Origin of the sequence: Klebsiella sp. MISC125 (assembly GCF_051131775.1) — a bacterium.
In the GTDB taxonomy this organism is placed as follows: domain Bacteria; phylum Pseudomonadota; class Gammaproteobacteria; order Enterobacterales; family Enterobacteriaceae; genus Klebsiella.
The window spans coordinates 4,773,267-4,796,461 of record NZ_CP180448.1; the positions used below are offsets into that span (position 1 = coordinate 4,773,267).

General features: G+C 53.3%; 25 protein-coding genes. 10 read left to right on the forward strand and 15 right to left on the reverse strand.

Annotated elements, in window-relative coordinates; genetic code table 11:
* Nucleotides 1–47: 47 nt before the first annotated feature.
* The gene (locus ACMYSL_RS22420; RefSeq protein ID WP_304256566.1) at nucleotides 48–1,022 is read left to right on the forward strand and encodes an aldo/keto reductase; all 975 of its coding nucleotides are present in this window, start codon (nucleotides 48–50) and stop codon (nucleotides 1,020–1,022) included.
* A 136-nt stretch (nucleotides 1,023–1,158) separates the two neighbouring features.
* Here the strand turns inward: ACMYSL_RS22420 and pgpA are convergent, their stop codons facing one another.
* From pgpA to nrdR, 6 genes are all read right to left on the reverse strand, one after another.
* Nucleotides 1,159–1,674, reverse strand: coding sequence for a phosphatidylglycerophosphatase A (pgpA, locus tag ACMYSL_RS22425; protein ID WP_304256564.1), 516 nt, complete (start codon nucleotides 1,672–1,674; stop codon nucleotides 1,159–1,161).
* Entirely contained in the window at nucleotides 1,655–2,629 is a 975-nt protein-coding gene (thiL, locus tag ACMYSL_RS22430; protein ID WP_182236708.1) for a thiamine-phosphate kinase, read from the reverse strand. The genes pgpA and thiL overlap by 20 nt, the downstream gene beginning before the upstream one ends.
* A 74-nt stretch (nucleotides 2,630–2,703) precedes the next feature.
* Nucleotides 2,704–3,123 (reverse strand): transcription antitermination factor NusB, encoded by a 420-nt coding sequence (nusB, locus tag ACMYSL_RS22435; protein WP_110273773.1) that lies wholly within the window; start codon nucleotides 3,121–3,123, stop codon nucleotides 2,704–2,706.
* A gap of 19 nt (nucleotides 3,124–3,142) precedes the next feature.
* A complete protein-coding gene (gene ribH, locus ACMYSL_RS22440; protein ID WP_110273774.1) occupies nucleotides 3,143–3,613 on the reverse strand; it encodes a 6,7-dimethyl-8-ribityllumazine synthase in 471 nt (156 codons plus the stop codon).
* 88 nt (nucleotides 3,614–3,701) lie between these two features.
* Nucleotides 3,702–4,805 (reverse strand): bifunctional diaminohydroxyphosphoribosylaminopyrimidine deaminase/5-amino-6-(5-phosphoribosylamino)uracil reductase RibD, encoded by a 1,104-nt coding sequence (gene ribD / locus ACMYSL_RS22445; protein WP_182236706.1) that lies wholly within the window; start codon nucleotides 4,803–4,805, stop codon nucleotides 3,702–3,704.
* A 3-nt stretch (nucleotides 4,806–4,808) separates the two neighbouring features.
* Nucleotides 4,809–5,258 (reverse strand): transcriptional regulator NrdR, encoded by a 450-nt coding sequence (gene nrdR, locus ACMYSL_RS22450; RefSeq protein ID WP_110273776.1) that lies wholly within the window; start codon nucleotides 5,256–5,258, stop codon nucleotides 4,809–4,811.
* Nucleotides 5,259–5,405: 147 nt separating this feature from the next.
* Between nrdR and ACMYSL_RS22455 the strand changes: the two genes are divergently transcribed.
* Entirely contained in the window at nucleotides 5,406–5,948 is a 543-nt protein-coding gene (locus tag ACMYSL_RS22455) for a DUF3251 domain-containing protein (protein WP_304256555.1), read from the forward strand.
* A 295-nt stretch (nucleotides 5,949–6,243) separates the two neighbouring features.
* A complete protein-coding gene (locus ACMYSL_RS22460; RefSeq protein WP_182236702.1) occupies nucleotides 6,244–7,128 on the forward strand; it encodes a nucleoside-specific channel-forming protein Tsx in 885 nt (294 codons plus the stop codon).
* A gap of 44 nt (nucleotides 7,129–7,172) precedes the next feature.
* Here the strand turns inward: ACMYSL_RS22460 and ACMYSL_RS22465 are convergent, their stop codons facing one another.
* The 8 genes from ACMYSL_RS22465 to queA all read right to left on the reverse strand — a co-directional run bounded on the left by ACMYSL_RS22465 (nucleotide 7,173) and on the right by queA (nucleotide 15,277).
* On the reverse strand, nucleotides 7,173–7,862 hold the full coding sequence (locus ACMYSL_RS22465; RefSeq protein WP_182236700.1) for a helix-turn-helix transcriptional regulator: 690 nt from the start codon (nucleotides 7,860–7,862) through the stop codon (nucleotides 7,173–7,175).
* Nucleotides 7,863–7,876: 14 nt separating this feature from the next.
* Nucleotides 7,877–8,242, reverse strand: coding sequence for a VOC family protein (locus ACMYSL_RS22470; protein WP_112214118.1), 366 nt, complete (start codon nucleotides 8,240–8,242; stop codon nucleotides 7,877–7,879).
* A 64-nt stretch (nucleotides 8,243–8,306) separates the two neighbouring features.
* The gene (locus tag ACMYSL_RS22475; RefSeq protein ID WP_434659987.1) at nucleotides 8,307–9,698 is read right to left on the reverse strand and encodes a M24 family metallopeptidase; all 1,392 of its coding nucleotides are present in this window, start codon (nucleotides 9,696–9,698) and stop codon (nucleotides 8,307–8,309) included.
* Nucleotides 9,699–9,813: 115 nt separating this feature from the next.
* The gene (secF, locus tag ACMYSL_RS22480) at nucleotides 9,814–10,785 is read right to left on the reverse strand and encodes a protein translocase subunit SecF (RefSeq protein WP_110273782.1); all 972 of its coding nucleotides are present in this window, start codon (nucleotides 10,783–10,785) and stop codon (nucleotides 9,814–9,816) included.
* A gap of 10 nt (nucleotides 10,786–10,795) precedes the next feature.
* The gene (gene secD / locus ACMYSL_RS22485; protein WP_110273783.1) at nucleotides 10,796–12,643 is read right to left on the reverse strand and encodes a protein translocase subunit SecD; all 1,848 of its coding nucleotides are present in this window, start codon (nucleotides 12,641–12,643) and stop codon (nucleotides 10,796–10,798) included.
* A gap of 27 nt (nucleotides 12,644–12,670) precedes the next feature.
* Complete coding sequence (yajC, locus tag ACMYSL_RS22490; RefSeq protein ID WP_110273784.1) at nucleotides 12,671–13,003, reverse strand: preprotein translocase subunit YajC; 333 nt, start codon at nucleotides 13,001–13,003, stop codon at nucleotides 12,671–12,673.
* Between the two features lie 22 nt (nucleotides 13,004–13,025).
* Complete coding sequence (gene tgt / locus ACMYSL_RS22495; protein WP_434659988.1) at nucleotides 13,026–14,153, reverse strand: tRNA guanosine(34) transglycosylase Tgt; 1,128 nt, start codon at nucleotides 14,151–14,153, stop codon at nucleotides 13,026–13,028.
* Between the two features lie 53 nt (nucleotides 14,154–14,206).
* A complete protein-coding gene (queA, locus tag ACMYSL_RS22500) occupies nucleotides 14,207–15,277 on the reverse strand; it encodes a tRNA preQ1(34) S-adenosylmethionine ribosyltransferase-isomerase QueA (RefSeq protein ID WP_304256546.1) in 1,071 nt (356 codons plus the stop codon).
* 91 nt (nucleotides 15,278–15,368) lie between these two features.
* Between queA and acpH the strand changes: the two genes are divergently transcribed.
* From acpH to fba, 7 genes are all read left to right on the forward strand, one after another.
* On the forward strand, nucleotides 15,369–15,950 hold the full coding sequence (gene acpH / locus ACMYSL_RS22505; protein ID WP_304256545.1) for an ACP phosphodiesterase: 582 nt from the start codon (nucleotides 15,369–15,371) through the stop codon (nucleotides 15,948–15,950).
* A gap of 170 nt (nucleotides 15,951–16,120) precedes the next feature.
* Nucleotides 16,121–16,723 carry a peroxiredoxin gene (locus ACMYSL_RS22510; protein ID WP_004099418.1) on the forward strand — a complete coding sequence of 201 codons (603 nt, stop codon included), beginning with the start codon at nucleotides 16,121–16,123 and terminating at the stop codon, nucleotides 16,721–16,723.
* Nucleotides 16,724–17,163: 440 nt separating this feature from the next.
* Nucleotides 17,164–17,607 carry a PTS sugar transporter subunit IIA gene (locus ACMYSL_RS22515; RefSeq protein WP_434664206.1) on the forward strand — a complete coding sequence of 148 codons (444 nt, stop codon included), beginning with the start codon at nucleotides 17,164–17,166 and terminating at the stop codon, nucleotides 17,605–17,607.
* A gap of 5 nt (nucleotides 17,608–17,612) precedes the next feature.
* Nucleotides 17,613–17,900: a PTS sugar transporter subunit IIB gene (locus ACMYSL_RS22520; RefSeq protein ID WP_110273789.1), complete on the forward strand. Its 288-nt coding sequence runs from the start codon at nucleotides 17,613–17,615 to the stop codon at nucleotides 17,898–17,900.
* A 20-nt stretch (nucleotides 17,901–17,920) separates the two neighbouring features.
* The gene (locus ACMYSL_RS22525) at nucleotides 17,921–19,312 is read left to right on the forward strand and encodes a PTS ascorbate transporter subunit IIC (RefSeq protein WP_139541289.1); all 1,392 of its coding nucleotides are present in this window, start codon (nucleotides 17,921–17,923) and stop codon (nucleotides 19,310–19,312) included.
* Nucleotides 19,313–19,378: 66 nt separating this feature from the next.
* Complete coding sequence (locus ACMYSL_RS22530; RefSeq protein ID WP_434659989.1) at nucleotides 19,379–20,341, forward strand: carbohydrate kinase family protein; 963 nt, start codon at nucleotides 19,379–19,381, stop codon at nucleotides 20,339–20,341.
* 29 nt (nucleotides 20,342–20,370) lie between these two features.
* Entirely contained in the window at nucleotides 20,371–21,231 is an 861-nt protein-coding gene (gene fba / locus ACMYSL_RS22535) for a class II fructose-1,6-bisphosphate aldolase (protein ID WP_142512209.1), read from the forward strand.
* A 79-nt stretch (nucleotides 21,232–21,310) separates the two neighbouring features.
* Here the strand turns inward: fba and ACMYSL_RS22540 are convergent, their stop codons facing one another.
* Nucleotides 21,311–23,179, reverse strand: a complete 1,869-nt coding sequence (locus ACMYSL_RS22540; protein ID WP_434659990.1) for an amidohydrolase — start codon at nucleotides 23,177–23,179, stop codon at nucleotides 21,311–21,313.
* Between the last annotated feature and the right edge of the window lie 16 nt (nucleotides 23,180–23,195).

Genomic DNA, 23,195 nt, shown 5'->3' on the forward strand with positions numbered 1-23,195 from the left:
CTCCTGCTATGCTTAAAGGATACCCTTTAAAGTAGCAGGAGCGCATTATGCATTACATTCCCCTTGGCGATACCGATCTGCGCGTTTCCCGGCTTTGCCTCGGCTGCATGACCTTTGGCGAACCGGATCGCGGTAACCATGCCTGGACCTTACCGGAAGAGAGCAGCCGCCTGCTGATAAAGCACGCTCTGGAAGGCGGCATTAATTTTTTCGACACCTCAAACAACTATTCTGACGGCAGCAGTGAGGAGATCCTCGGCCGCGCGCTGCGTGAGTATGCCCGCCGCGACTCGGTTATCGTTGCTACCAAGGTTTATCATCAGGTGGGTGATCTACCGCAGGGCCTGTCGCGGGCGCAGATTCTGCGTTCCATTGACGATAGCCTGCGCCGCCTCGGCATGGAGTATGTCGATCTACTGCAAATCCATCGCTGGGATTACAGCACGCCCATTGAAGAGACCCTGGAGGCGCTAAACGATGTGGTTAAGGCGGGTAAGGCTCGCTATATCGGCGCGTCGTCGATGCATGCCCGGCAGTTCGCTCAGGCTCTGATGTTGCAGGAGCAAAACAACTGGGCGCGCTTCGTGACCATGCAGGATCACTACAACCTGATTTACCGCGAAGAAGAAAATGAGATGTTGCCGCTGTGCAGCCGCGAAGGCGTCGCGGTGATGCCGTGGAGCCCACTGGCGCGCGGTCGCCTGACTCGTCCCTGGGGAGAAACGACCGCCCGACTGGTATCGGATGAAGTCGGTAAGGCGCTCTACAACGCAACGGATGAAAACGATGAATTGATTGCCAACAACCTGGCCGAGGTAGCGGAGGAGCTTGACGCCAATCGCGCCCAGGTCGCGCTGGCCTGGCTATTGAGCAAACCCGGCGTGGCCGCGCCAATTATCGGCGCATCAAGGCAGGAGCAAATGGACGAGCTGCTACATGCAGTCGATTTAACGCTCACCCCGGAGCAGATTGAAAAGCTGGAGACGCCGTATAAACCGCACCCGATTGTCGGGTTCAAGTAGCGCTCTGTTCCCACAAGATTCCCGGCTCGCGCTACGCTAAGCCGGGCTACGGGTCCTGCGCGATCTGCGGATTAGGTAGCCCGGACAGGTGCGCAGCACCGCCTCCGGGAAGCTGCTGACCTGGAGTTTACTGTGCTTAGAAAAGACCAATCGGCCAGTGGTGACCAATCACGTACAACACCCCGGCGGAAATCACCCCGGCGACGATATCGTCTACCATGATCCCCATCCCGCCATGAATGTTGCGATCAAACCAACGGATCGGCCATGGTTTCCACATATCAAAAATACGGAAAATCACAAACCCGGCGGCGACCCACTGCCAGTCCAACGTCGGTAAAGCCATCAGGGTTATCCACATCCCGACAAACTCGTCCCAGACGATACTGCCGTGATCGTGGGTACCCATATCTTTCGCCGTACGATGGCAGATATAGACGCCGATGCAAATGCTCATCATCACCACCAGCGAGTACAGCTGCCAGGGAAGAAAGGTCATCAGATACCAGAACGGAATCGACGCCAGCGACCCCATTGTTCCGGGCACCACTGGGCTCAGACCGCTACCAAACCCCGTCGCCAGCAGGTGCCAGGGGTTAAGCATATTCAGGCGGCTTTTCGCCACATCTTTACTACGCGCCAAAATGGTCATATCCCTTAAAATCGAGCGTGACAGGCTTGCCTTCGCGGATAAATTGCAGGCCTTCCGATTCCGGGAGAATCTGGCCAATGCAGGTGAAACGCGCGCCGAGATTGGCGAGGGCGACGTCCAGCGCCCCACGGTTCAGTTCAGGAACGGTAAAGCACAGCTCATAATCTTCGCCGCCGGAGAGTGCCCAACGCAACGCCTGTTCCGTTTCAACCTGACGCTGCAAAGCCTCGGAGAACGGCATCGCATCGAGATCGACGCGCGCGCCGCAACTGCTGGCGTTAAGAATATGACCCAGGTCGGAAATCAAGCCATCGGAGAGATCGATAGCCGAGGTTGCCAGATCGCGCAGCGCCTGCCCCTGCAGAACGCGCGGCAGCGGACGCAGGTGGCGCGCCAGCAGGTAATCAGCATCGGGCGCATCTTCAACCTGAAGCCTGTCCTGCAAAATCGCCAGTCCCGCAGCGCTGTCACCCGGCGTTCCGGTGACGTAAATCCAGTCGCCAGGCTTCGCTCCGGAGCGCTTCAGCCCGCGCCCTGTCGGCACAAAGCCGTGGATACCCAGCGTCATCGACAACGGCCCACGAGTGGTATCGCCGCCAATCAACTGCATATCGTAATAGTTGAGCTGGACAAACAGGCTGTCGCTAAAGGCTTCAAGCCAGGCTTCGTCTGCTTCCGGCAGGGTCAGGGCCAGCGTTAACCATGCTGGTTCCGCGCCCATCGCGGCGAGGTCGCTCAGATTCACCGCCAGCGCTTTATAAGCGAGGTCGGCAGGGTCGATGTCAGGTAAAAAATGGTTTCCCGCCACCAGGGTGTCGGTGCTGATTGCCAGCGTTTTTTTCTCGGGGATATTCAGGAGCGCGCAGTCGTCGCCAATGCCGGTTTCAACATCAAGACGAGCGCTTTTAACACGATCAAAATAACGGGCAATCAGGGAAAATTCGCCGCATGCCATACGTTATGCCTCAGCAAAAGAAAGAATAAGGCCAGATTTGCAGGAAAGAAAATCTGCAAATCCGGCCCTGGAGTTTACTTTTTGTTGGGACGAATTACCGGGGCTGCTTTATCCAGCACGCCGTTGACAAACTTGTGGCTATCTTCAGCGCCAAAGGTTTTCGCCAGTTCAATGGCTTCGTTAATCGCAACTTTGTACGGGACATCGCTACGCTTTGACAGCTCAAACAGCGCAATTCGCAGTACCGCTTTTTCCACCTGACCCAGCTCTTCCAGCAGACGGGACAGGTACGGCTTCATCAGGCCGTCGAGGTACGCGCTGTTAGTCGCCACTCCGGTCAGCAGTTCACGGAAATACAGAACGTCAACATCTTTCACATCCTGTTCCGCCAGGAACTGGTATTCGACATCAGCGATGTCGTTTTTGGACAACTGCCAGGAGTAAAGCGCCTGGACAGCACACTCACGGGCGCGGCGACGAGCAGCAGGTTTCACGGAATTCCCCTTACAAAAATCAGGCCTTGATGGCTTTCAATACGTTAATCATTTCCAGCGCAGTCAGCGCTGCTTCAGCGCCTTTGTTACCGGCTTTGGTGCCAGCACGCTCGATGGCTTGTTCAATACTTTCAGTGGTCAGAACACCGAAGGCTACCGGGATCCCGCTGTCCTGAGCGACATGCGCCAGGCCATTGCTTGCTCCGCCAGCCACATATTCAAAGTGCGCAGTGCCGCCACGGATAACGGTACCCAGCGCGATCACCGCATCATATTTACCGGTTTTCGCCAGTGCGTCAGTCGCCAGCGGCAGCTCATACGCACCTGGAACCCAAACAACGGTAATGTTTTCATCTTTGACCTGGCCAATGCGTTTCAGGGCGTCAATCGCACCTTCCAGCAGGCTGTCATTGATAAAGTTGTTGAAACGCGCAATGGTGATGGCGACGCGGGCGTCCGGGGTAGCAACGTTAGCTTCAATAATGTTCATACTCTTCCTTCGGGTTCACTTGGCCCCGCAAGGGGGGCGGATTCTATCATATTAATCGGCGCACTGCTTTCCCTTTTGTCCGGGGAAATCAAGCGTTCACTAAATGCAGGCAAATATCCGGGCCTACATGACGTATCTCGTTGAATTTGAAATGGGGTGCCTGGTTAAGTTTCTCAAGCCCCGGTAGCGCGCATAATCCGCGTGCGTCGGTGCCTAACAGTTTAGGCGCAATGTAGACGATAAGCTCGTCCACCAGCCCGGCCTGCAACAGCGCACCGGCAAGCGTTGGCCCCGCTTCAACCCAAATACTATTAATTTGCTGTTTACCCAGTTGCATCATCAGCACCACCAGATCGAGATGGTCGTTATGCTCAGGAACCAGCAGATTGCGCACGTTTTCCGGCCACTGACGAGCATCTTCGTGAGTGCGAGCAAACAGCGTCTCGCCCGCCTGCTGCACAATGCGATGCTGTGGGGTCACACGATTCTGGCTATCGATAACAACCCGTAAAGGCTGGCGCAGATTTTCCTGTGGGTACAAGGCCTGGGTTTCGGCGTTGAGCTCGTCCCAGCGAACGGTCAGCGCCGGGTCATCCGCCAGCACGGTTGCGCTGCTGGTAAGGATGGCGTGGCTTTGCGCACGCAGACGCTGCACGTCGCGACGCGCCTGAGGCGAGGTGATCCACTGGCTTTCACCGCTAGCCATCGCCGTACGGCCATCCAGCGATGCGCCCATTTTAAGCTGGATATAAGGAAATCCGGTACGCATCCGCTTGAGAAAACCTTTATTCAGCGCTTCAGCTTCGTTCATCATCAGCCCGTGACTGACGTCGATGCCTTCCTGCTGCAGACGGTACAGACCGCGCCCCGCCACCTGCGGATTCGGGTCCTGCATCGCAGCAACCACACGAGAAACGCCCGCGGCAATCAGCGCTTCGCAGCACGGCGGCGTACGCCCATGATGGCTGCAGGGTTCCAGCGTGACGTAAGCCGTCGCGCCTTTGGCTTTTTCACCGGCCATACGCAGCGCGTGGACTTCAGCGTGAGGTTCGCCAGCACGGTAGTGAAAACCTTCACCGACGATCTCGCCATCTTTGACGATAACGCAGCCGACATTCGGGTTGGGATGAGTGGTAAAGCGTCCGCGCGCGGCCAGCTTGAGCGCCCGCGCCATGTACATTTCGTCCAGCATAGCTTAGTCCTGTAGGCGGGCGATCTCTTCGCCAAACTCTTTGATATCTTCAAAGCTGCGATAGACGGAAGCAAAGCGGATATAGGCCACTTTATCGAGCTTTTTCAGCTGCTCCATCACCAGGTTGCCAATCATTTTGCTCGGTACTTCGCGCTCGCCGGTCCCACGCAGATGCGTTTTAATGTGGTTAACAGCCATTTCCACGTCGTCAGAGCTGACTGGACGTTTCTCCAGGGCTTTCAACATTCCGCTACGCAGTTTTTCTTCATTGAAGGGTTCACGCACATCGTTGCTTTTTACGACCCGCGGCATCACCAGCTCCGCCACTTCAAACGTCGTAAAACGTTCATTACAGACCAGACACTGGCGACGGCGGCGCACAGAAGAGCCCTCGCCCACCAGACGAGAGTCGATAACTTTGGTATCTACGGCGAAACAGAAAGGGCAATGCATAGCGCGTCCTGACATGTAATTAAACTAACAGGTAGTTTACCGCGAAGTGACGCGACAACAAAGGAAGAGCTTTTGAGATAAAGGATCTATAGTGCGCTTACTCGAACAGTCTACCATTAAGCATCCTCTGTTAACGGAATCCCAACCATGACAAGACGTTATTTAAAACTGGCCATTATGGGTAGCCTTTTCACCCTCAGCGCCTGTGCACAGCAAAGCGAAGTCCGCCAGATGAACCAGAGCGTGAGTACGTTGAGCAAAGAGATGACCCAGCTCAATCAGCAAACGGTAAAAATTACTCAGCAAAACGTCCTGAATGCAAAATCGACCCGCGGTGTTTATCTGCTGCCGGACGCAAAAACGCCAGCGCGATTGAACAGCCAGATCGGTACTCTGCGCATGTCGCTGCTCAATATCACGCCAGATGGTGACGGAACCAGGTTGACGCTGCGCATTCAGGGCGAATCCAACGATCCGCTGCCGGCATTTAGCGCAACAGTGGCTTCAGGACAAATCAGCGGTACGACTGAGAATTATCAGGAAGTGAACGTGCAGGATCAGCTGATTAGCGCCCCGGAAAGCACGCTGGCACCCAGCGATGTCGATATTCCACTGCGCCTGAATGGCGTCACGCCGGAACAAGTCGGTTTTGTCCGTATCCACGATATTCAGCCCGCAAATATGCAGTAACACCTTCCGCCGGATATCACAAACATCCGGCGCTTCCCTGCACTGAAAATCCATTTACAGATTTCCCGATCGGTTCACTAAAAATTGACAGCATTTATGAATTTCAGTGGCATTTTGTCAAGAAATGCATAAAATCGTGAACGCAATCGATTACGTATATGTTCGTTATGTGAAACAACACATATTTTTGTGAGCAATGATTCCTATAATAGACGCCACAGAAATACGAAATATTTAGAAACGCTTCGGCGATTCTTTTAACGCCTTCAGGCTTAATTTAAACAGTGGCATCATTATGAAAAAAACATTACTGGCAGCGGGCGCCGCTCTTGCGCTCTCCGCATCTTTCTCTGTCAGCGCGGCAGAAAACGACAAACCGCAGTATCTGTCTGATTGGTGGCACCAGAGTGTAAACGTGGTGGGTAGCTATCACACCCGTTTTGGGCCGCAGATCCGTAACGATACCTATCTGGAATATGAAGCGTTCGCCAAGAAAGACTGGTTTGATTTCTATGGCTATATGGATGCGCCGGTCTTCTTCGGTGGTAACACCGACGCAAAAGGTATCTGGAACCACGGTTCGCCGCTGTTTATGGAAATTGAGCCACGCTTCTCTATCGACAAACTGACTGGTACTGACCTCAGCTTCGGTCCGTTCAAAGAGTGGTATTTCGCGAACAACTACATCTACGATATGGGCCGCAACAAGTCCGGTCGTCAGAGCACCTGGTACATGGGTCTGGGTACCGATATCGATACCGGCCTGCCGATGAGTCTGTCCCTGAACGTCTATGCGAAATACCAGTGGCAGAACTACGCAGCGTCCAACGAAAATGAGTGGGACGGCTACCGCTTCAAAGTGAAATACTTTGTGCCGCTGACCGATCTGTGGGGCGGTTCACTGAGCTATATCGGCTTCACCAACTTTGACTGGGGTTCCGATCTGGGCGATGACAACTTCTATGATATGAACGGCAAGCATGCGCGCACCAGCAACTCCATCGCTTCCAGCCATATCCTGGCCCTGAACTACGATCACTGGCACTACTCTGTCGTGGCGCGTTACTGGCATAACGGTGGCCAATGGGCGGACGACGCTAAGCTGAACTTCGGCAACGGCGACTTTAACGTCCGTTCTACCGGCTGGGGTGGTTACCTCGTAGTCGGTTACAACTTCTAATCTGCTCTGTTTTCCCCGGCGTCCGCGCCGGGGATACCTCATCATTAGCGCTCTTCGCATCTCACCTTACGCATAAAATCGCTCAATGAACGATCGGCTCGTTCGCTGAAATGACGCCCGGTCATGACAATATCCAGGCACCGATCAAGGCGAAAACAGCGATAATCCTCACGCAGCTCGCACCAGGTTACCAGCAGCCAACGTTCTCCCCAGAAAAAAAGCCCCAGCGGCAGCACTTCGCGCTGCGACACGTTTCCGGCCTCATCACGATAGTGCAGCGCCAGCGCCTGCTGACCAGAAACCGCCCGATGAACTAAATCAAACTGGTCTTTAGTGTAGCCCTGAGCGCCAAAGTCCGGAGCAAACAAGCGCGACTGTTCCGCCTTGCGCCGACTCTCCGCGGGCAAAATCGCCAGCACTTTTTCCTGCGCCGACTCCAGCGCTTGAGACAACGACGCGCCGCCCCAGGTCTGCAGCATCCGAATCGCCGCCACCAGCGCTTCGGACTCCTGGGTCGTTAGCATCAGCGGAGGTAAATCGTAGCCCGCCAGTAGTCGGTAGCCGCTTCCTGCCTCCCCTTCCACCGGCACGCCAGAGAGCGACAGATCGCGAATATCACGGTAAATCGTGCGCTCCGACACACCAAGCCGCTCGGCCAGTAGCCCGGCTGTGGTTAACCTTCTACCGCGCAGGATCTGGACGATTTGAAAAAGGCGGTCGGCGCGTCGGCTCATTTCTGTTATCTCATTTACGCTGGTTGGTGAAGGCCAATCCGATTACCCTCGCTATCAATAAACAGGGCAATAGTGCCAATATCATCCGCCAGCTCAAGCGGGCCAAAAACACAGCTTCCGCCCGCCGAATTTACACGATCGAGCGTAGCCGCCAGATTGTCAGTATGCAGATAGATAATGCATCCCTGATCGGAAGGCTTAACTCCGTCGAACTTTGCCAGCGCGCCGCCGGGAGCAGGATCCTGATAAGGAAATACCGCCATTTCAGCACAGTCCATATTCTCCCGCTTCAGCGTCACCTGCATCACTGGCTCGTAAAACGCCACGGCACGATCCATATCCGCAACCGGAATCTCAAACCAGTTAATCACGTTATTCATACATCCTCCTGTCCATTGTTTGGGTTCAGGAGGAGTGTATGACAGGGCTACTGACAGCATTATGTCAGTAGGGTGTGCAAATCAGCGCACGCTCGGGGCTTAACAGCCACGGACGCAGGTATCCCACAGTGTTGGAAAATGGCAGCACTTCTTCAGGAAGCAAGATACCCAATTGCTCGCGAATATACTTCCGGCGGGCGACCACACGTTGCCAAAGCTCGGGGTAGTTCTGCGCCAGCGCCTGACACAGCGCGCCATCAGCAAGCGCCACGGTATCTTCAATGCTTGCGCCACCATAGCCCGCCCGGGAAGGAATGATGTCAATTTGCAGTATCATTCCACTCTGTAAGCATGCCGTTGAATTGGGTCCGATAGGCGAGCACAGCCACTCTTCATCAGCGACCAGGTGTCCTGGGTTCAAATGCCAGTGATACTCCGCCTTCGGCAACACTTTCTCGATTAGCGCATACATATCACCACCACGCATGCCGATACGCAGATTTTCCAGCCAGGTCACCACCGCATTAAAATAGGGCTTCGCCACCACCTCGAGATAATCCGCTACTTCGGGCGCAAGTTCGCTCTCATCCGCCACCACATAGGCAGCACGGCTGCTTAGCCCGCCTTTGAAGCTGGTGGTCAGCGAGAATTTATCCCCATGCTGAATAACCTTGTCACCGGGATAAAGATTCGCGTGAGCAAAGCGATCGCCGGTCGCAGCAATCATCACCACGTTATTGGGTTGGCCTTCCGCCGCCAGCAGCGCGCCAATTTGCTTTTCCGTTTTACCCGGAGCAATGGCATTAAGGGCAGTCATAATAGCCGTGGAGGCCAGGTTGGCGCCATACTCATAGTGCGCCAGCTCATTGGCATTATTGGTGATTCTCGCCCCGCTTTCCGGGTTGATAAAAATGCCGGTGGCGTTGGTTAATTTCGCCTGCGGCCCGGTGGCCTGGCGAATGGCATCAACGATAAAAGCAGGCAGATCGAACATCTGCGAACGGTCGTCAGCTACACCCGTGAATAATTTCCAACCGGCCAGTCCTATCCTCTTTTCCGCTATCACTCCCGCATCCTGCAGCAACTGCGTCAGCGTTTTCGTGGTTTCCATCGGCTGATTGGGCAATGAAAACCACGGGGCGTGGATGACCCGATTATCCAGCCGGGCATATCCTGCTAGCTTGAGGTTCTCATTACCCAACACCAGCACCGCCTCACCGTCCTGATGCAGCACCAGCAGCGCCTCTTCGAAGCGGGGAATAAACCCGGTGAGATACTCGAAATTGCCGCCATGCTCTTTATCGGCGTACACGATAAGCGTGTCTAACGCCTGCTGACGCATATTCGCCAGCACTTTAGCCCTGCGTTGACGCAAAGTCTCATCGTTAAGAGTAACAGAAGGCACATCGTGCCAGAGGGTAGGTTGAGCAACGGGGGAAAGAGTTACGACAGCCATTGGCAATTCTCCATGTCATTTCACGCTGATACTGGAGAGTAACCAAAATCCGGACAACTGTAATAAAAAAATCCCGGCCTTGCGACCGGGATTCGTTTATCAACGTGCAATTACCTTACGGCAGAATTGACGGCTGATCCGCCCCTTCTTTCTCGACTTTCTGCTGCAGCATGTGCTCGCGCTTCATGCCCAGCTTCAGCGCCAGTGCGGACGCCACGTAGATAGAAGAAGCCGTACCGATGGAGACACCAATCAACATGGTCAGCGAGAAGCCTTCCAGAATCGGGCCACCGAAGAGATACAGCATCAGGATAACCATTAAGGTGGTCCCGGATGTGATCAAGGTACGGTGCAACGTCTGCGTCAACGACACGTTGAAGATTTCGTACGGCGTACCGCGGCGAATCTTACGGAAGTTTTCACGAATACGGTCAGATACCACGATGCTATCGTTTAGCGAGTAACCGATGACCGACATCAACGATGCCACGATGGTCAGGTCAATCTCGATATGCAGCAGCGACAGCACGCCCATAGTGATCACCACGTCGTGCGCCAATGAGATAACAACCCCGGCCGCCAGACGCCATTCAAAACGGATACCGACGTAGATCAGGATACACACCAGCGCCGCTATCAGCGCCAGCGCACCGGTCTGAGCAAGGTCGGCCCCGACGCTTGGCCCGACGAATTCAATTCGTTTGACCGTCGCGCTCTGGCTGGTTGATTCGTTAATCACGTTAACGACCTTGCTACCCAGTTCCTGACTGCCGTTGGCGTCATGCACCGGCGGCATACGGACCATGATGTCGCGGCTGCTGCCGAAGTTCTGCAGCTGCGGCTCTTCAAAGCCCGCTTTTTGCAGCGACACACGCACCTCATCCATATCGACGGGTTTTTCCAGGGTAATCTCAATCACCGTACCGCCGGTGAAATCCAGACCCCAGTTAAACCCGCGCACGCCAATAATGGCGATGGACAAAATCAGCAAAAAACCTGAAATGCCAAAGGCCCAGTAGTCCCAGCGCATAAAGTCCCAGACTTTACGGCCATGGTTCAATTGTTCAACAGTATATTCCTGTGCCACAACGCACTCCTCAGATAGACAGCTTTTTAACGCGCTTGCCGCCGTACAGCAGGTTCACGATGGCACGGGTGCCGACGATAGCGGTAAACATTGAGGTTGCAACACCGATACCGGTGGTGATCGCAAACCCTTTAATGGCACCGGTACCGACCGCGTACAGGATAAGAACTTTGATTAGCGTCGTAATGTTGGCATCAAAGATGGAACTGAAAGCACCAGCATAGCCTTCGTGGATCGCCTGCTGTATAGAGCGCCCGTTACTCAGTTCTTCTTTAATACGTTCGTTAATAAGAACGTTCGCATCGACCGCCACCGCAAGGGTTAAGACGATCCCCGCAATACCCGGCATGGTCAGCGTCGCCCCCGGAATCAGGGACATAATGCCGACAATCAGCACCAGGTTAGCAATCAGCGCTGAGGTCGCAATCAGGCCGAACTTCTTGTAGAAGAAGATCATGAACAGGATAGAGACCACCAGACCGGCCAGACACGCTTCCAGGCCCTGCTTGATGTTCTGCATACCCAGAGTTGGACCAATGGTGCGTTCTTCAACAATCTGAATCGGCGCAATCAACGCACCGGCACGCAGCAGCAAAGAGAGCTGACGCGCTTCGGTCGGGTTGCTGATACCGGTGATACGGAAGCTGTTACCCAGACGAGACTGGATGTTGGCGATGTTAATCACCTCTTCCTCTTTCGCCAGAATCGCGCGACCGTTGGCATCTTTCTTACCGCTGTCTTTATACTCCACGAACAAGGTCGCCATCGGTTTACCGATATTGTCCTTAGTGAAGTTAGACATGATGTTACCACCTGCGCTATCCAGCGAGATGTTCACCTGCGCCTGGTTGTACTCATCCATGCTCGACGTCGAGTCGGTGATGTGATCACCGGTGAGGATCACACGTTTGTACAGCACAACCGGCTGGCCTTCACGGGTGTTTTTCACTTCAGAGTCGCCCGGTACGCGGCCAGAGGCAGCAGCAGAGCTATCAACGTTGGTGTTAACCAAACGGAACTCCAGCGTCGCGGTCGCGCCCAGAATCTCTTTCGCACGCGCGGTATCCTGGATACCAGGCAGCTCAACCACAATACGGTCGGAACCCTGACGCTGAACCAGAGGTTCGGCAACGCCCAGCTGGTTTACACGGTTACGCAGGATATTGATGTTCTGCTGAACGGCATATTCGCGGGCTTCTTTCAGACGGTCGTCAGTCATCACCGCTTTCAGGCCAGTGCTGCCCTGAGTAGAGATAACCAGATCGCGATGACGAGGGCTAAGATATGAGATAGCCTGGTCACGCGCCGCGCTGTCGCGGAAAGCGATGCTCAGACCATAGTTGTCTTCCTTGCGCACGGTCGCGTAAGGAATGCCTTTATCACGCAGCTCACCGCGCAGGCTGTCAATATTCTGTTCCTGCAGTTTGCCCAACGCGGTGTCCATGTCGACTTCCATCAGGAAGTGCACGCCGCCGCGCAGGTCGAGGCCCAGCTTCATCGGTTCGGCATACATGGCAGCCAGCCAGCGCGGGGTTGCCGGAGCAAGGTTAAGCGCCACGACGTATTTGTCACCCAGCACGCCCATCAGCACTTCGCGCGCGCGCAGCTGGATATCGGTGGTGTCGAAGCGCGCAAGAATTGCGCCCTCTTCCAGTGCCACAGACTTCGCGGTAATTTTTTCTTCTTGTAGTGTTTTCTGGACCTGGATCAGCGTTTGCTCACTGGCGGCGACTCCGCGCGCGCCAGTGATTTGAACAGCCGGATCCTCACCATACAGGTTGGGAAGCGCATACACTAAGCCGACGACAATAACGACGACCAGCATGACGTACTTCCACAAAGGATAACGGTTTAACACGGCAGTTCCCTTAGGGAAAATGGGTAATTACAGCGCCTTCATAGTGCCTTTCGGCAGAACGGCAGCTACGAAGTCACGTTTGATAACCACTTCAGTGGTATCGTTCAGCGCGATAGCAATGTATCCGCTTTCAGCGACTTTAGTGACACGCCCGACCAGACCACCGTTCGTCAGCACTTCATCACCTTTGGCGATGGAGCTCATCAGGTTTTTGTGTTCTTTACTACGTTTCTGCTGTGGACGCAGGATCATGAAGTAAAAAATCAGACCAAACACCACCAGCATCAGAATCAGAGACATCGGGCTGCCCTGCGCTGCGCCACCGGTTGCTGCTACCGCATCAGAAATAAAAAAGCTCATTGAAATTCCCTCATTATTAAAATTAGTCAACGTTCAAAGGTGGAACGGTTCGACCTTGACGTTGGTAAAAATCGGTCACGAAGCTCTCTAATTTACCCTCTTCGATAGCCTTGCGTAAACCAGCCATTAAACGCTGATAATAACGCAGGTTATGAATGGTATTGAGGCGCGCACCCAATATTTCGTTGCAACGGTCGAGATGATGCAAGTAAGCGCGTGAATAATTGCGACAAGTGTAGCAATCACACTCCGCATCCAGCGTCGCAGTGTCGCTCTTGTACTTCGCGTTGCGGATTTTCACCACGCCATCGGTAACGAACAGGTGGCCGTTGCGCGCGTTGCGCGTCGGCATGACGCAGTCGAACATGTCGATCCCGCGGCGCACCCCTTCAACCAGATCTTCCGGCTTACCGACGCCCATCAGGTATCGCGGCTTATCAGCCGGGATCTGCGGACAGACGTGCTCCAGAATACGGTGCATATCTTCCTTCGGCTCGCCAACAGCCAAACCGCCGACAGCGTAGCCATCAAAGCCAATATCTACCAGACCTTTAACAGAGATATCACGTAAATCTTCGTAAACGCTTCCCTGAATGATGCCAAATAGCGCGTTTTTGTTGCCCAGACCGTCGAAACGATCGCGGCTGCGCTTCGCCCAGCGCAGAGACATTTCCATCGAGCGCTTAGCGTAATCCCAGTCCGCCGGGTAAGGCGTACATTCGTCGAAGATCATCACAATGTCGGAACCGAGATCGTATTGAATCTCCATCGATTTTTCTGGATCGAGGAAAATGGGATCGCCGTTGATCGGGTTGCGGAAGTGCACGCCCTGCTCGGTGATCTTACGAATATCGCCCAGGCTGAATACCTGGAAACCGCCGGAATCGGTGAGAATCGGCCCTTTCCACTGCATGAAGTCGTGCAGGTCGCCGTGCAGCTTCATAATCTCCTGGCCTGGGCGCAGCCACAGGTGGAAGGTATTGCCGAGGATGATTTGCGCGCCGGTCGCTTCCACTTCCTCCGGCGTCATCCCTTTTACGGTGCCGTAAGTGCCAACGGGCATAAATGCTGGCGTTTCAACAACGCCGCGCTCAAACACAAGACGGCCGCGACGAGCGCGACCATCGGTGGTATCTAACTCAAATTTCATTATTACTCCTGCGTCAGAAAAACAGTCTGACGTTAAACACTCGTGTCGCGGACTTATTCCCCAACACGCTCAAAAATAGCCTGCGGATTGTACGTGATAAACATCGCGTCCCCGTAGCTAAAAAAGCGATAATTTTGTTCTACCGCAGCCTTATAGGCGTTCATGGTGTGCTGATAACCAGCAAAGGCAGAAACCAGCATAATCAGTGTCGATTCAGGCAGATGGAAGTTGGTCACTAACGCATCTATCACTTTGTACTGATAACCAGGATAGATAAAAATCTGCGTATCGTCGAAGAAAGGCTCAATCAGGTCGTTTTTTGCCGCCTGGGCCGCGCTTTCCAGCGAACGAACCGACGTCGTTCCAACGGCAATCACCCGGTTGCCGCGCGCTTTTGCCGCTAGCACCGCGTCGACCACATCCTGCGGTACTTCCGCATATTCGGAATGCATAATGTGGTCTTCGATTGAATCTACTCGCACTGGCTGGAACGTCCCGGCTCCCACATGTAGCGTAACGAACGCCGTTTCGATACCTTTTTCGCGCAGTGCCGCCAGCAGTGGGTCGTCAAAGTGCAGACCCGCGGTCGGCGCGGCAACGGCGCCAGGCTTAGTGCTATAGACCGTTTGATACAGCTCGCGGTCTGCCTCTTCATCCGGGCGGTCAATATATGGCGGCAGCGGCATATGGCCGATGGCGTTGAGGATATCCAGCACCGGGCGCGCGTCATTGAATTCAACTTCGAACAGCGCGCCGTGACGCGCCAGCATGGTGGCGTTAATGCTTTCATCATCACCGAGCAGCAGCTCGGCACCGGGTTTCGGCGCTTTAGATGCGCGAATATGTGCCAGAATACGTTTATCATCGAGCATACGCTCGACCAGCACTTCAATCTTGCCGCCGCTGGCTTTACGGCCAAACAGACGGGCCGGGATCACGCGGGTATTGTTAAAGACCAGCAGATCTCCAGGGTTGAGCTTATCGAGTAAATCGGTGAAAGTACCGTGCGTCAGCGCGCCCGTCGGCCCGTCTAATGACAGCAAGCGGCAGCTACTGCGCTCAGGCATGGGATAGTGGGCAATCAGGGATTCGGGTAATTCAAAGGAAAAATCGGCAACGCGCATGACGGTAACTCAGACTTAATAAAGAGGCGGGTAGTCTAGTGCCGGGGCGTTCTCCCTGCAACCGTTACCACCTCAGGACAAAGATTAAACGATGAATTTTCTTGCACACCTGCACTTAGCCCATCTCGCCGACAGTTCGCTACCCGGCAACCTGCTTGCCGACTTTGTTCGCGGCAATCCGCAACAGGATTACCCCGCCGATATCGTTGACGGCATTTTTATGCATCGGCGTATCGATGTGATGACCGACAACCTGGCAGAAGTGAAAGAAGCCCGCGAGTGGTTCCGCCCGCAGACCCGCCGCGTCGCGCCGATTACTCTCGACGTAATGTGGGATCACTTCCTGTCGCACCACTGGGAACGCATTTCTCCTGAGATGCCGCTGACCGAGTTCGTTCGCTATGCGCATACTCAGGTAGCGCAGATCCTGCCCGATTCTCCGCCGCGCTTTGTTAATCTCAACGAGTATCTCTGGTCGGAGCGCTGGCTTGAGCGATATAAGGATATGGATTTTATCCAGAACGTACTCAACGGTATGGCCAGCCGTCGCCCGCGTCTTGATGCTCTGCGCGACTCCTGGCAAGATTTGGATACGCATTATGATCAGCTTGAGCAGCAGTTCTGGCGCTTCTATCCGCAGATGATGGCCCAGGCCAAAAAACGCGAGCTATAAATGATTGCGCTTTTTCTGGAAAAGACTATTCTGAAAAGCGCTTTTAAATAATGATTGATAGACAAAACCTATCTCATCGATTGTCAGCTTACCATTGAGTTCATTCGCCCCTCTCCCTATACTTGCCCGCGTTGCGTTCCAATTAACCTTAGTATTAACAGGAGAATCATATGGTTCTGGTTACTCGTCAGGCTCCGGATTTTACCGCGGCAGCAGTATTAGGTAACGGCGAAATCGTTGAGAAATTCAATTTCAAACAGCACACCAGCGGTAAAGCTACCGTCCTGTTCTTCTGGCCGATGGACTTCACCTTCGTTTGCCCGTCTGAACTGATCGCTTTTGATAAGCGTTATGAAGAATTCCAGAAACGCGGCGTAGAAGTGGTTGGCGTTTCTTTCGACTCCGAGTTCGTGCACAACGCATGGCGTAACACCCCGGTAGACCAGGGTGGTATCGGTCCGGTTAAATACGCGATGGTTGCTGACATCAAACGCGAAATCCAGAAAGCGTACGGTATCGAGCATCCGGACGAAGGCGTTGCCCTGCGCGGCTCTTTCCTGATTGACGCTAACGGCGTTGTTCGCCACCAGGTGGTTAACGACCTGCCGCTGGGCCGTAACATCGACGAAATGCTGCGCATGGTTGACGCGCTGCAGTTCCACGAAGAGCACGGCGAAGTTTGCCCGGCACAGTGGGAAAAAGGAAAAGAAGGTATGGCCGCTTCTCCGGAAGGCGTTGCTAAATACCTGACCGAGAACGTTTCCAGCCTGTAATCGGCAGACGTTTCAGAAAAAGGCTCGCAGATGCGGGCCTTTTTTGTGCCCCGATTTCGCCTTTTCAACTCATCGCAATACAAACATTGATATCGCAAATGATTAAAATCGTCCCTCTGCACGTTTTTTGATACTCCGTTCAAACTTTGTAAAAAAAACACCCCTATATTTGTGATAAACACCTCACTTCTTCATTTAAAATTCAGATGTTCGACCAATCATTCGTCCTGTCTTTTTCTTCCGCACAAAGAGAATAATTGTAACTAACTGATATTAAACAAAATAATAAATCTATTTTTTACATAAAAAATAATTCAAACATTACTCCAGTGTGATCAACTTCAATATTTAAAAATCCATATGTGATCTGAACCATCATTTTTGTTGATATATTTGTCCATGATCTAGTTCAGGAATATGAACGCATTAAGGATCGGATGATGGAAATTATTTTTGACCCTACATTGATTGCGCTTAAGCAGAATATTTCAACCGCCGAGCAGGCTATCGAATTCGCTGGATCGCTGCTTGTCCGGAAAAATATTTGTCGGGTGGAATATATCGGCGAAATGCTCGAAGTCTATCGCGATTTTGGTCCAGCCATTGTTATCGACTACGGCCTGGCGATGCCGCATGCACGACCAGAAAAAGGCGCATTACGAACAGGGTTTTCATTAGTTACCACCCAACAACCAATCGCCTTTGGTCATGAGGAGTTTGATCCGGTTAACGTCATCATCGCCATCGCTGGGGCGGATGCCGATAGTCATATAAAAATGATCCAACTTATAGCCTCACTGATTGAGTCAGATATTGCCAGTTTTCTCCAACAGGAGAATGACATCAATTCAGTATTACATTTCATCCAAAAGCAAATGGAGTAGTCATTATGTTAGTTATCAGAACAGTTTGTGGTAACGGTATTGGCAGTTCATTAATGGCTGCTAATAATGTCAAAAAAATATGTGATGAATTAGGTATCAAAGCTGACGTCGCCTCCGTTGACTTTGCCAATGCCGTAGGTGAAAAAGCCGATCTTTATGTCACGATAAAAGAACTGGCAAACCAATTTCCTGCGCACTGTAACGTTGCCATTATTCGCAGCTATGTGCATAAAGCGAAAATCGCTGAAGATATTACTGAAGCACTCACCAAAGTTGCTGCGACTCACTCTTAATCATTATTGAGGGAACGATCATGCAGGCTATTCTTAGTTTCTTATCGGAAATATTTAGTCAACCCGCATTTCTGATGGGGATTATCGCATTTGTCGGTTTAGTGGCGCTGCGATCCCCCGGAAATAAATTACTCACCGGTACCTTGAAGCCTATTTTAGGCTATTTGATGTTAAGCGCGGGTGCAGGGGTTATCGTTGCCAACCTGAACCCGCTTGGCGGCATTATCGAAGCCGGTTTTAATATTCGCGGCGTTATCCCTAACAACGAGGCCATTGTTTCCGTCGCGCAGAAAGTGCTGGGTGTGGAAACCATGAGTATTTTGCTGCTCGGGTTTATTTTCAACCTGGTGATTGCCCGTTTCACCAAGTACAAATATATCTTTCTGACCGGCCACCACTCTTTCTTCCTGGCCTGTCTGTTCTCGGCGGTGCTACAAGCGGCAGAATTCCGCGGCTGGATGCTGGTTCTGATCGGGGGATTCCTGCTGGGCTCATGGTCAGCCATTTCTCCAGCCATTGGTCAACGCTATACCAAGCAGGTCACCGAAGACGGCGGCATTGCGATGGGGCACTTCGGTTCACTCGGCTATTACATCTCAGCCTGGATTGCGACCAAAACCGGCAACCCGGCCAATTCTTTCGCCGATACCGAAATATCAGAGAAATGGGGCTTTCTGCGCGATACTACGGTCACCACAGGCATCGTGATGTTCATCATCTACTTTGTGTGTAGCGCCGTCGCAGGCACAGAGTACCTGCGTACGATAACGGATCAGAACATGCTGATCTTCTCCATCCTGACCGGTCTGCAATTTGCCGTCGGCGTCGCCATCGTCTACAACGGCGTGCGGCTGATCCTCGGCGATCTGGTCCCGGCCTTCCAGGGGATCAGTCAGAAGCTGATACCGAACTCTATCCCGGCCGTTGATTGCGCGGTGTTCTTCACCTTTAGTCCAACCGCCGTGGTCGTGGGCTTCATCAGCTCGTTCATTGGCGGTCTGGTCGGTATGCTGTTCCTGGGCGCATTTGGTATGGCGCTGATTATTCCTGGCATGGTACCGCACTTCTTCTGCGGCGGGACTTCCGGTGTCTTTGCCGACAAACTTGGCGGCAAGCGCGGCTGCGTGATTGCCTCGTTCATCGGCGGAATATTCCTCGCTTTCCTCCCGGCAATGCTACTCCCGGCGCTGGGCAACCTGGGCTTTGAAAACAGCACATTTGCCGACTTCGATTTCGCCGTTTGGGGCATCATCATCGGGAATGCTTTCACCCAGTTTGGTCAGATAACTATCTATCTGATTTGCCTGGCGCTTATTGTTGCGCTGCTGGTGCCATTCTGCTTCCGTTCAGTTCGTGTAGTCGGTGACACGCTCAGCTATGAGGAGCTCACTGCGGATAAGAAAAATGAATAAGTGGTTTCATTTTTCCCTGCGGGAAGGGATTTCTTCCCGCAGCTGACAAAATAATCAGGAGTTGTTATGGCTATCTTGTCCATTGGATTTTCATGTTTTGATCAGTTCTTTTTTCTTAACGAGTGGCCGCAGGAGAATACCAAAAATTTCTGCCATGACTTTATCGAGAGCGGTGGCGGCCCGGCTGCAAATGCGGCGTGGCTGCTGGGACTATGGGGTGAAGATGTTTATTACATCGGTCATTTGAATAAAGATCTTTACGGTCAGCGCATTATCGATGAGTTTGCCGAAGCGGGCGTCGATACCAGCCATGTGGTCTTCTCCGATGAAATGATCACCCCGCTGGCATCAGTACTGGTCAATCGCTTGACGGGCTCGCGGACGATTATTACCCGTAAAATGCAGACGCCACCTTCACTAACTTATGACCAGAAGCTCAAGCTCGATGATTTGGCTGAACGGCTTATTGCATCAGAAGAACCGGTAACGCTATTAGTTGATGGTCATGAAGCAGAAATTAGCGAGTATTTAATCAAAAAACTGCCCGCGGCCAAAGTGGTTATGGACGGTGGTTCATTACGCGCCAGCAATATTAAATTAGCGGCCTGGACCGATTATTTTGTCGTCAGTGAACACTTTGCCCGAGACTATATGGGATATCGCGCCCTCAGCACCGAGGTTGAAATTAAAACAGCGCTTATCGAGTTAAATAAAATTTGCCGTGGCGAAGCATTTATTACCCTCGGAGAAAAAGGATGTGCGTTCTTAAAGAACGGGATGCTGCAAATTGTCCCCACCTGGCTGTGTAATGCCGTGGATACCACTGGCGCAGGGGATGTATTTCACGGTGCATTTACCTACGGCGTCCATTATTCGTGGCATATCGATAATATTATTTTATTTGCCAGTCTGACTGCGGCTATCTCTATTGAGAAGAAAGGTGTACGTGAATCCATGCCGGATCTTGCGGTAGTTCATAACTCGTTAAATAGTTACGAAAGAAACTTAAAGCAATATTTTGGCGAATAATTGCTGTTAATTAAACTTCAGAGGTGATTATGTTAGTTTCGATGAAGGACATGCTTCAGCATGCCCTACGGGACGGTTATGCCGTAGGGCAATTCAATATCAATAATCTGGAATGGGTCGGTGCTGTATTAAGCACCGGGCAACAGCTACGCTCTCCCGTTATTTTGGGCGTTTCCGGCGGTACGGTTAAACATATGCTGGGATTAAAATGTATCCATGACATCGTGGTTAACGCGATGGATTATTTACATATTGATACTCCGGTAGCGCTGCACCTGGATCATGGGACCACTCGGGAAGCCTGCGAGGCGGCTATCGAAGCAGGATTCAGCTCCATTATGTTTGATGGTTCGCACCTGCCGTTTAACGAAAACCTGGCTATCACCCGCCACCTGGTCGAACTGGCGCACAGTAAAGGCGTTTCAGTTGAGGCAGAGTTGGGGACCATCGCCGGCAGCGAAGACGGGATCGTCAATTCCGAAGTAATATATGCTGACCCGCAGGAGTGCTATACCCTGGTCAAAGAGACCCAGGTTGATTGCCTGGCAGCGGCGCTGGGGTCAACCCACGGGCTGTACAAAGGCAAAGCCAAACTGGGGTTTACGGAGATGAAGGCCATTTCCGAGCTGGTGAATGTTCCGCTGGTTCTGCACGGAGGTACGGGTATTGCCGATGAAGACATGCGTAAGGCAATCGCCTGCGGTACGGCCAAGATTAACGTCAATACCGAAAATATGTACGCCTGGTGTCAGGAAGTAAAAGCAATTTTTGCCGCCGATACCGGCCACGATGTCAACGACCCGCGCAAAGTGATCAATCAGGGGCTAAAACCGGTACGAGAAATGATTGCACGCCGTATCGAGCTTTTTGGCTCGCAAAACCGCTATTAAAAAATTTTGGCTTTATAGACTGACGTCATCCCAGGGAGAAACCCGCCGCCGGACAACACCGGGGCGGGTTAATCGTGAACTAAAATGCAAAGCAAGAGCAGCCCAGCACGCCCCAGAATGCCTGCTCATCAGCAACCGGAATAGACGATTTGCGCGCAATATCATGCTGATGCCCATGTACTCCACAGCTGCCGCAGCACTGGTGCATCTGGACTATCGCGCCAATTTTCGACGCCGTCGGCGGCGCTGAACGGTAATGTCCCGGCACCTTCACTACCGGCGACCACTCAGGCAGCACGGGGATTGACGGCGGAGCCAGCGGCGAGAAGTGCCCGGCGGCGTAAACGACTTTGCCGTCAACGACCGTCAGGACCGACTCAATTCCCTTAATTTCCTCTTCCGCGACGCTGAAGTAGTCTTTGGACAGCACCACCAGGTCGGCAAGCTGATCTGACTCGATACGCCCTTTCTTACCCTGTTCGCTGGAGAACCACGCGCTTCCCGCGGTCCATAACTCCAGCGCTACATCGCGCGACAAGCGGTTGCCTTCGTCATACATCGCCATCCCGCCAACCGTCCGCCCAGAAACCAGCCAGTACAGCGCGGTCCACGGGTTGTAGCTCGCCACGCGGGTGGCATCTGTGCCCAATCCTACCGACACGTCCAGCTCAAGCATCTTCGCTACCGGCGGGGTATGTTTGACCGCATCTTTGCCGTAGCGGTCGACAAAATATTCGCCCTGGAAAGCCATCCGGTGCTGCACCGCAATACCGCCACCCAGCGCTTTCACGCGTTCGATATTGCGCTCGGTAATGGTTTCCGCGTGATCAAAGAACCAGTGCAGGCCGTTGAACGGAATATCGCGGTTGACCTTCTCGAAGACGTCGAGCATCCGGCTGATAGACTCATCATAGGTCGCGTGCAGGCGGAAGGGCCAGCGGTGTTCGACAAGATGGCGCACCACCCTTTCCAGCTCGTCTTCCATCCCTTGCGGCAGATCCGGTCGCGGCTGGAGGAAGTCTTCAAAATCCGCCGCCGAGAAGACCAGCATCTCCCCGGCACCGTTAGCACGGTAAAAATCAGTCCCCTGCCCCGGCTTGAGCATGTCGGTCCAGCGCTCAAAGTCTTCCAGCTCCTGCTTTGGTCGCTGGGTAAACAGGTTATAGGCGATACGCACGGTCATCTGCTCTTTGGCGTGTAACTGCTCAATAATTTCATAATCTTCCGGGTAGTTCTGAAAACCGCCTCCGGCGTCGATAGCGCTGGTCAGCCCCAGGCGATTCAGTTCACGCATAAACTGACGCGTTGAGTTGATCTGCAGCTCCAGCGGCAGCTTCGGCCCTTTCGCCAGCGTCGAATAGAGGATCATCGCATTGGGTTTGGCGATCAGCATCCCGGTCGGGTTACCCTTAGCGTCGCGAACGATCTCGCCGCCAGCAGGATCCGGGGTCTCTTTGGTATAGCCCACCGCCTTTAATGCTGCGCGATTAAGCAGCGCGCGATCGTAGAGATGCAGAACGAATACCGGGGTATCCGGCGCGGCGTCGTTCAGCTCTTCGAGGGTTGGCATCCGCCGTTCGGCAAACTGGAATTCGCTCCAGCCACCCACCACCCGCACCCACTGCGGCGACGGCGTACGGTCGGCCTGATCTTTAAGCATCCGCAGCGCGTCCGCCAGCGAAGGTACGCCTTCCCAGCGCAGTTCAAGATTGTAGTTCAGACCGCCGCGGATCAGGTGCAGGTGGGAGTCGTTCAGGCCGGGGATCACCGTATGGCCTTTGAGATCGATAATTTGCGTTCCTTCCGCGGCAAAGCTCATGATCCGATCGTGACTACCGGCGGCGAGAATTTTACCGTTGGCGATCGCCACCGCATCGGCAAGCGGGTTTTGGCGATCGAGAGTATGAACCCGACCGTGGGTCAGGATCAGTGTGGCAGTTTGCGACATAACGCTCTCCTTCAGG

Coding starts and splice junctions, on each gene's coding strand:
- ACMYSL_RS22420 (WP_304256566.1), top strand. CDS start 48: ATGCATTACATTCCCCTTGGCGATACCGATCTGCGCGTTTCCCGGCTT.
- pgpA (WP_304256564.1), bottom strand. CDS start 1,674: ATGACCATTTTGGCGCGTAGTAAAGATGTGGCGAAAAGCCGCCTGAAT.
- thiL (WP_182236708.1), bottom strand. CDS start 2,629: ATGGCATGCGGCGAATTTTCCCTGATTGCCCGTTATTTTGATCGTGTT.
- ribH (WP_110273774.1), bottom strand. CDS start 3,613: ATGAACATTATTGAAGCTAACGTTGCTACCCCGGACGCCCGCGTCGCC.
- ribD (WP_182236706.1), bottom strand. CDS start 4,805: ATGCTGGACGAAATGTACATGGCGCGGGCGCTCAAGCTGGCCGCGCGC.
- nrdR (WP_110273776.1), bottom strand. CDS start 5,258: ATGCATTGCCCTTTCTGTTTCGCCGTAGATACCAAAGTTATCGACTCT.
- ACMYSL_RS22455 (WP_304256555.1), top strand. CDS start 5,406: ATGACAAGACGTTATTTAAAACTGGCCATTATGGGTAGCCTTTTCACC.
- ACMYSL_RS22460 (WP_182236702.1), top strand. CDS start 6,244: ATGAAAAAAACATTACTGGCAGCGGGCGCCGCTCTTGCGCTCTCCGCA.
- ACMYSL_RS22465 (WP_182236700.1), bottom strand. CDS start 7,862: ATGAGCCGACGCGCCGACCGCCTTTTTCAAATCGTCCAGATCCTGCGC.
- ACMYSL_RS22470 (WP_112214118.1), bottom strand. CDS start 8,242: ATGAATAACGTGATTAACTGGTTTGAGATTCCGGTTGCGGATATGGAT.
- ACMYSL_RS22475 (WP_434659987.1), bottom strand. CDS start 9,698: ATGGCTGTCGTAACTCTTTCCCCCGTTGCTCAACCTACCCTCTGGCAC.
- yajC (WP_110273784.1), bottom strand. CDS start 13,003: ATGAGCTTTTTTATTTCTGATGCGGTAGCAGCAACCGGTGGCGCAGCG.
- tgt (WP_434659988.1), bottom strand. CDS start 14,153: ATGAAATTTGAGTTAGATACCACCGATGGTCGCGCTCGTCGCGGCCGT.
- queA (WP_304256546.1), bottom strand. CDS start 15,277: ATGCGCGTTGCCGATTTTTCCTTTGAATTACCCGAATCCCTGATTGCC.
- acpH (WP_304256545.1), top strand. CDS start 15,369: ATGAATTTTCTTGCACACCTGCACTTAGCCCATCTCGCCGACAGTTCG.
- ACMYSL_RS22510 (WP_004099418.1), top strand. CDS start 16,121: ATGGTTCTGGTTACTCGTCAGGCTCCGGATTTTACCGCGGCAGCAGTA.
- ACMYSL_RS22515 (WP_434664206.1), top strand. CDS start 17,164: ATGGAAATTATTTTTGACCCTACATTGATTGCGCTTAAGCAGAATATT.
- ACMYSL_RS22520 (WP_110273789.1), top strand. CDS start 17,613: ATGTTAGTTATCAGAACAGTTTGTGGTAACGGTATTGGCAGTTCATTA.
- ACMYSL_RS22525 (WP_139541289.1), top strand. CDS start 17,921: ATGCAGGCTATTCTTAGTTTCTTATCGGAAATATTTAGTCAACCCGCA.
- ACMYSL_RS22530 (WP_434659989.1), top strand. CDS start 19,379: ATGGCTATCTTGTCCATTGGATTTTCATGTTTTGATCAGTTCTTTTTT.
- fba (WP_142512209.1), top strand. CDS start 20,371: ATGTTAGTTTCGATGAAGGACATGCTTCAGCATGCCCTACGGGACGGT.
- ACMYSL_RS22540 (WP_434659990.1), bottom strand. CDS start 23,179: ATGTCGCAAACTGCCACACTGATCCTGACCCACGGTCGGGTTCATACT.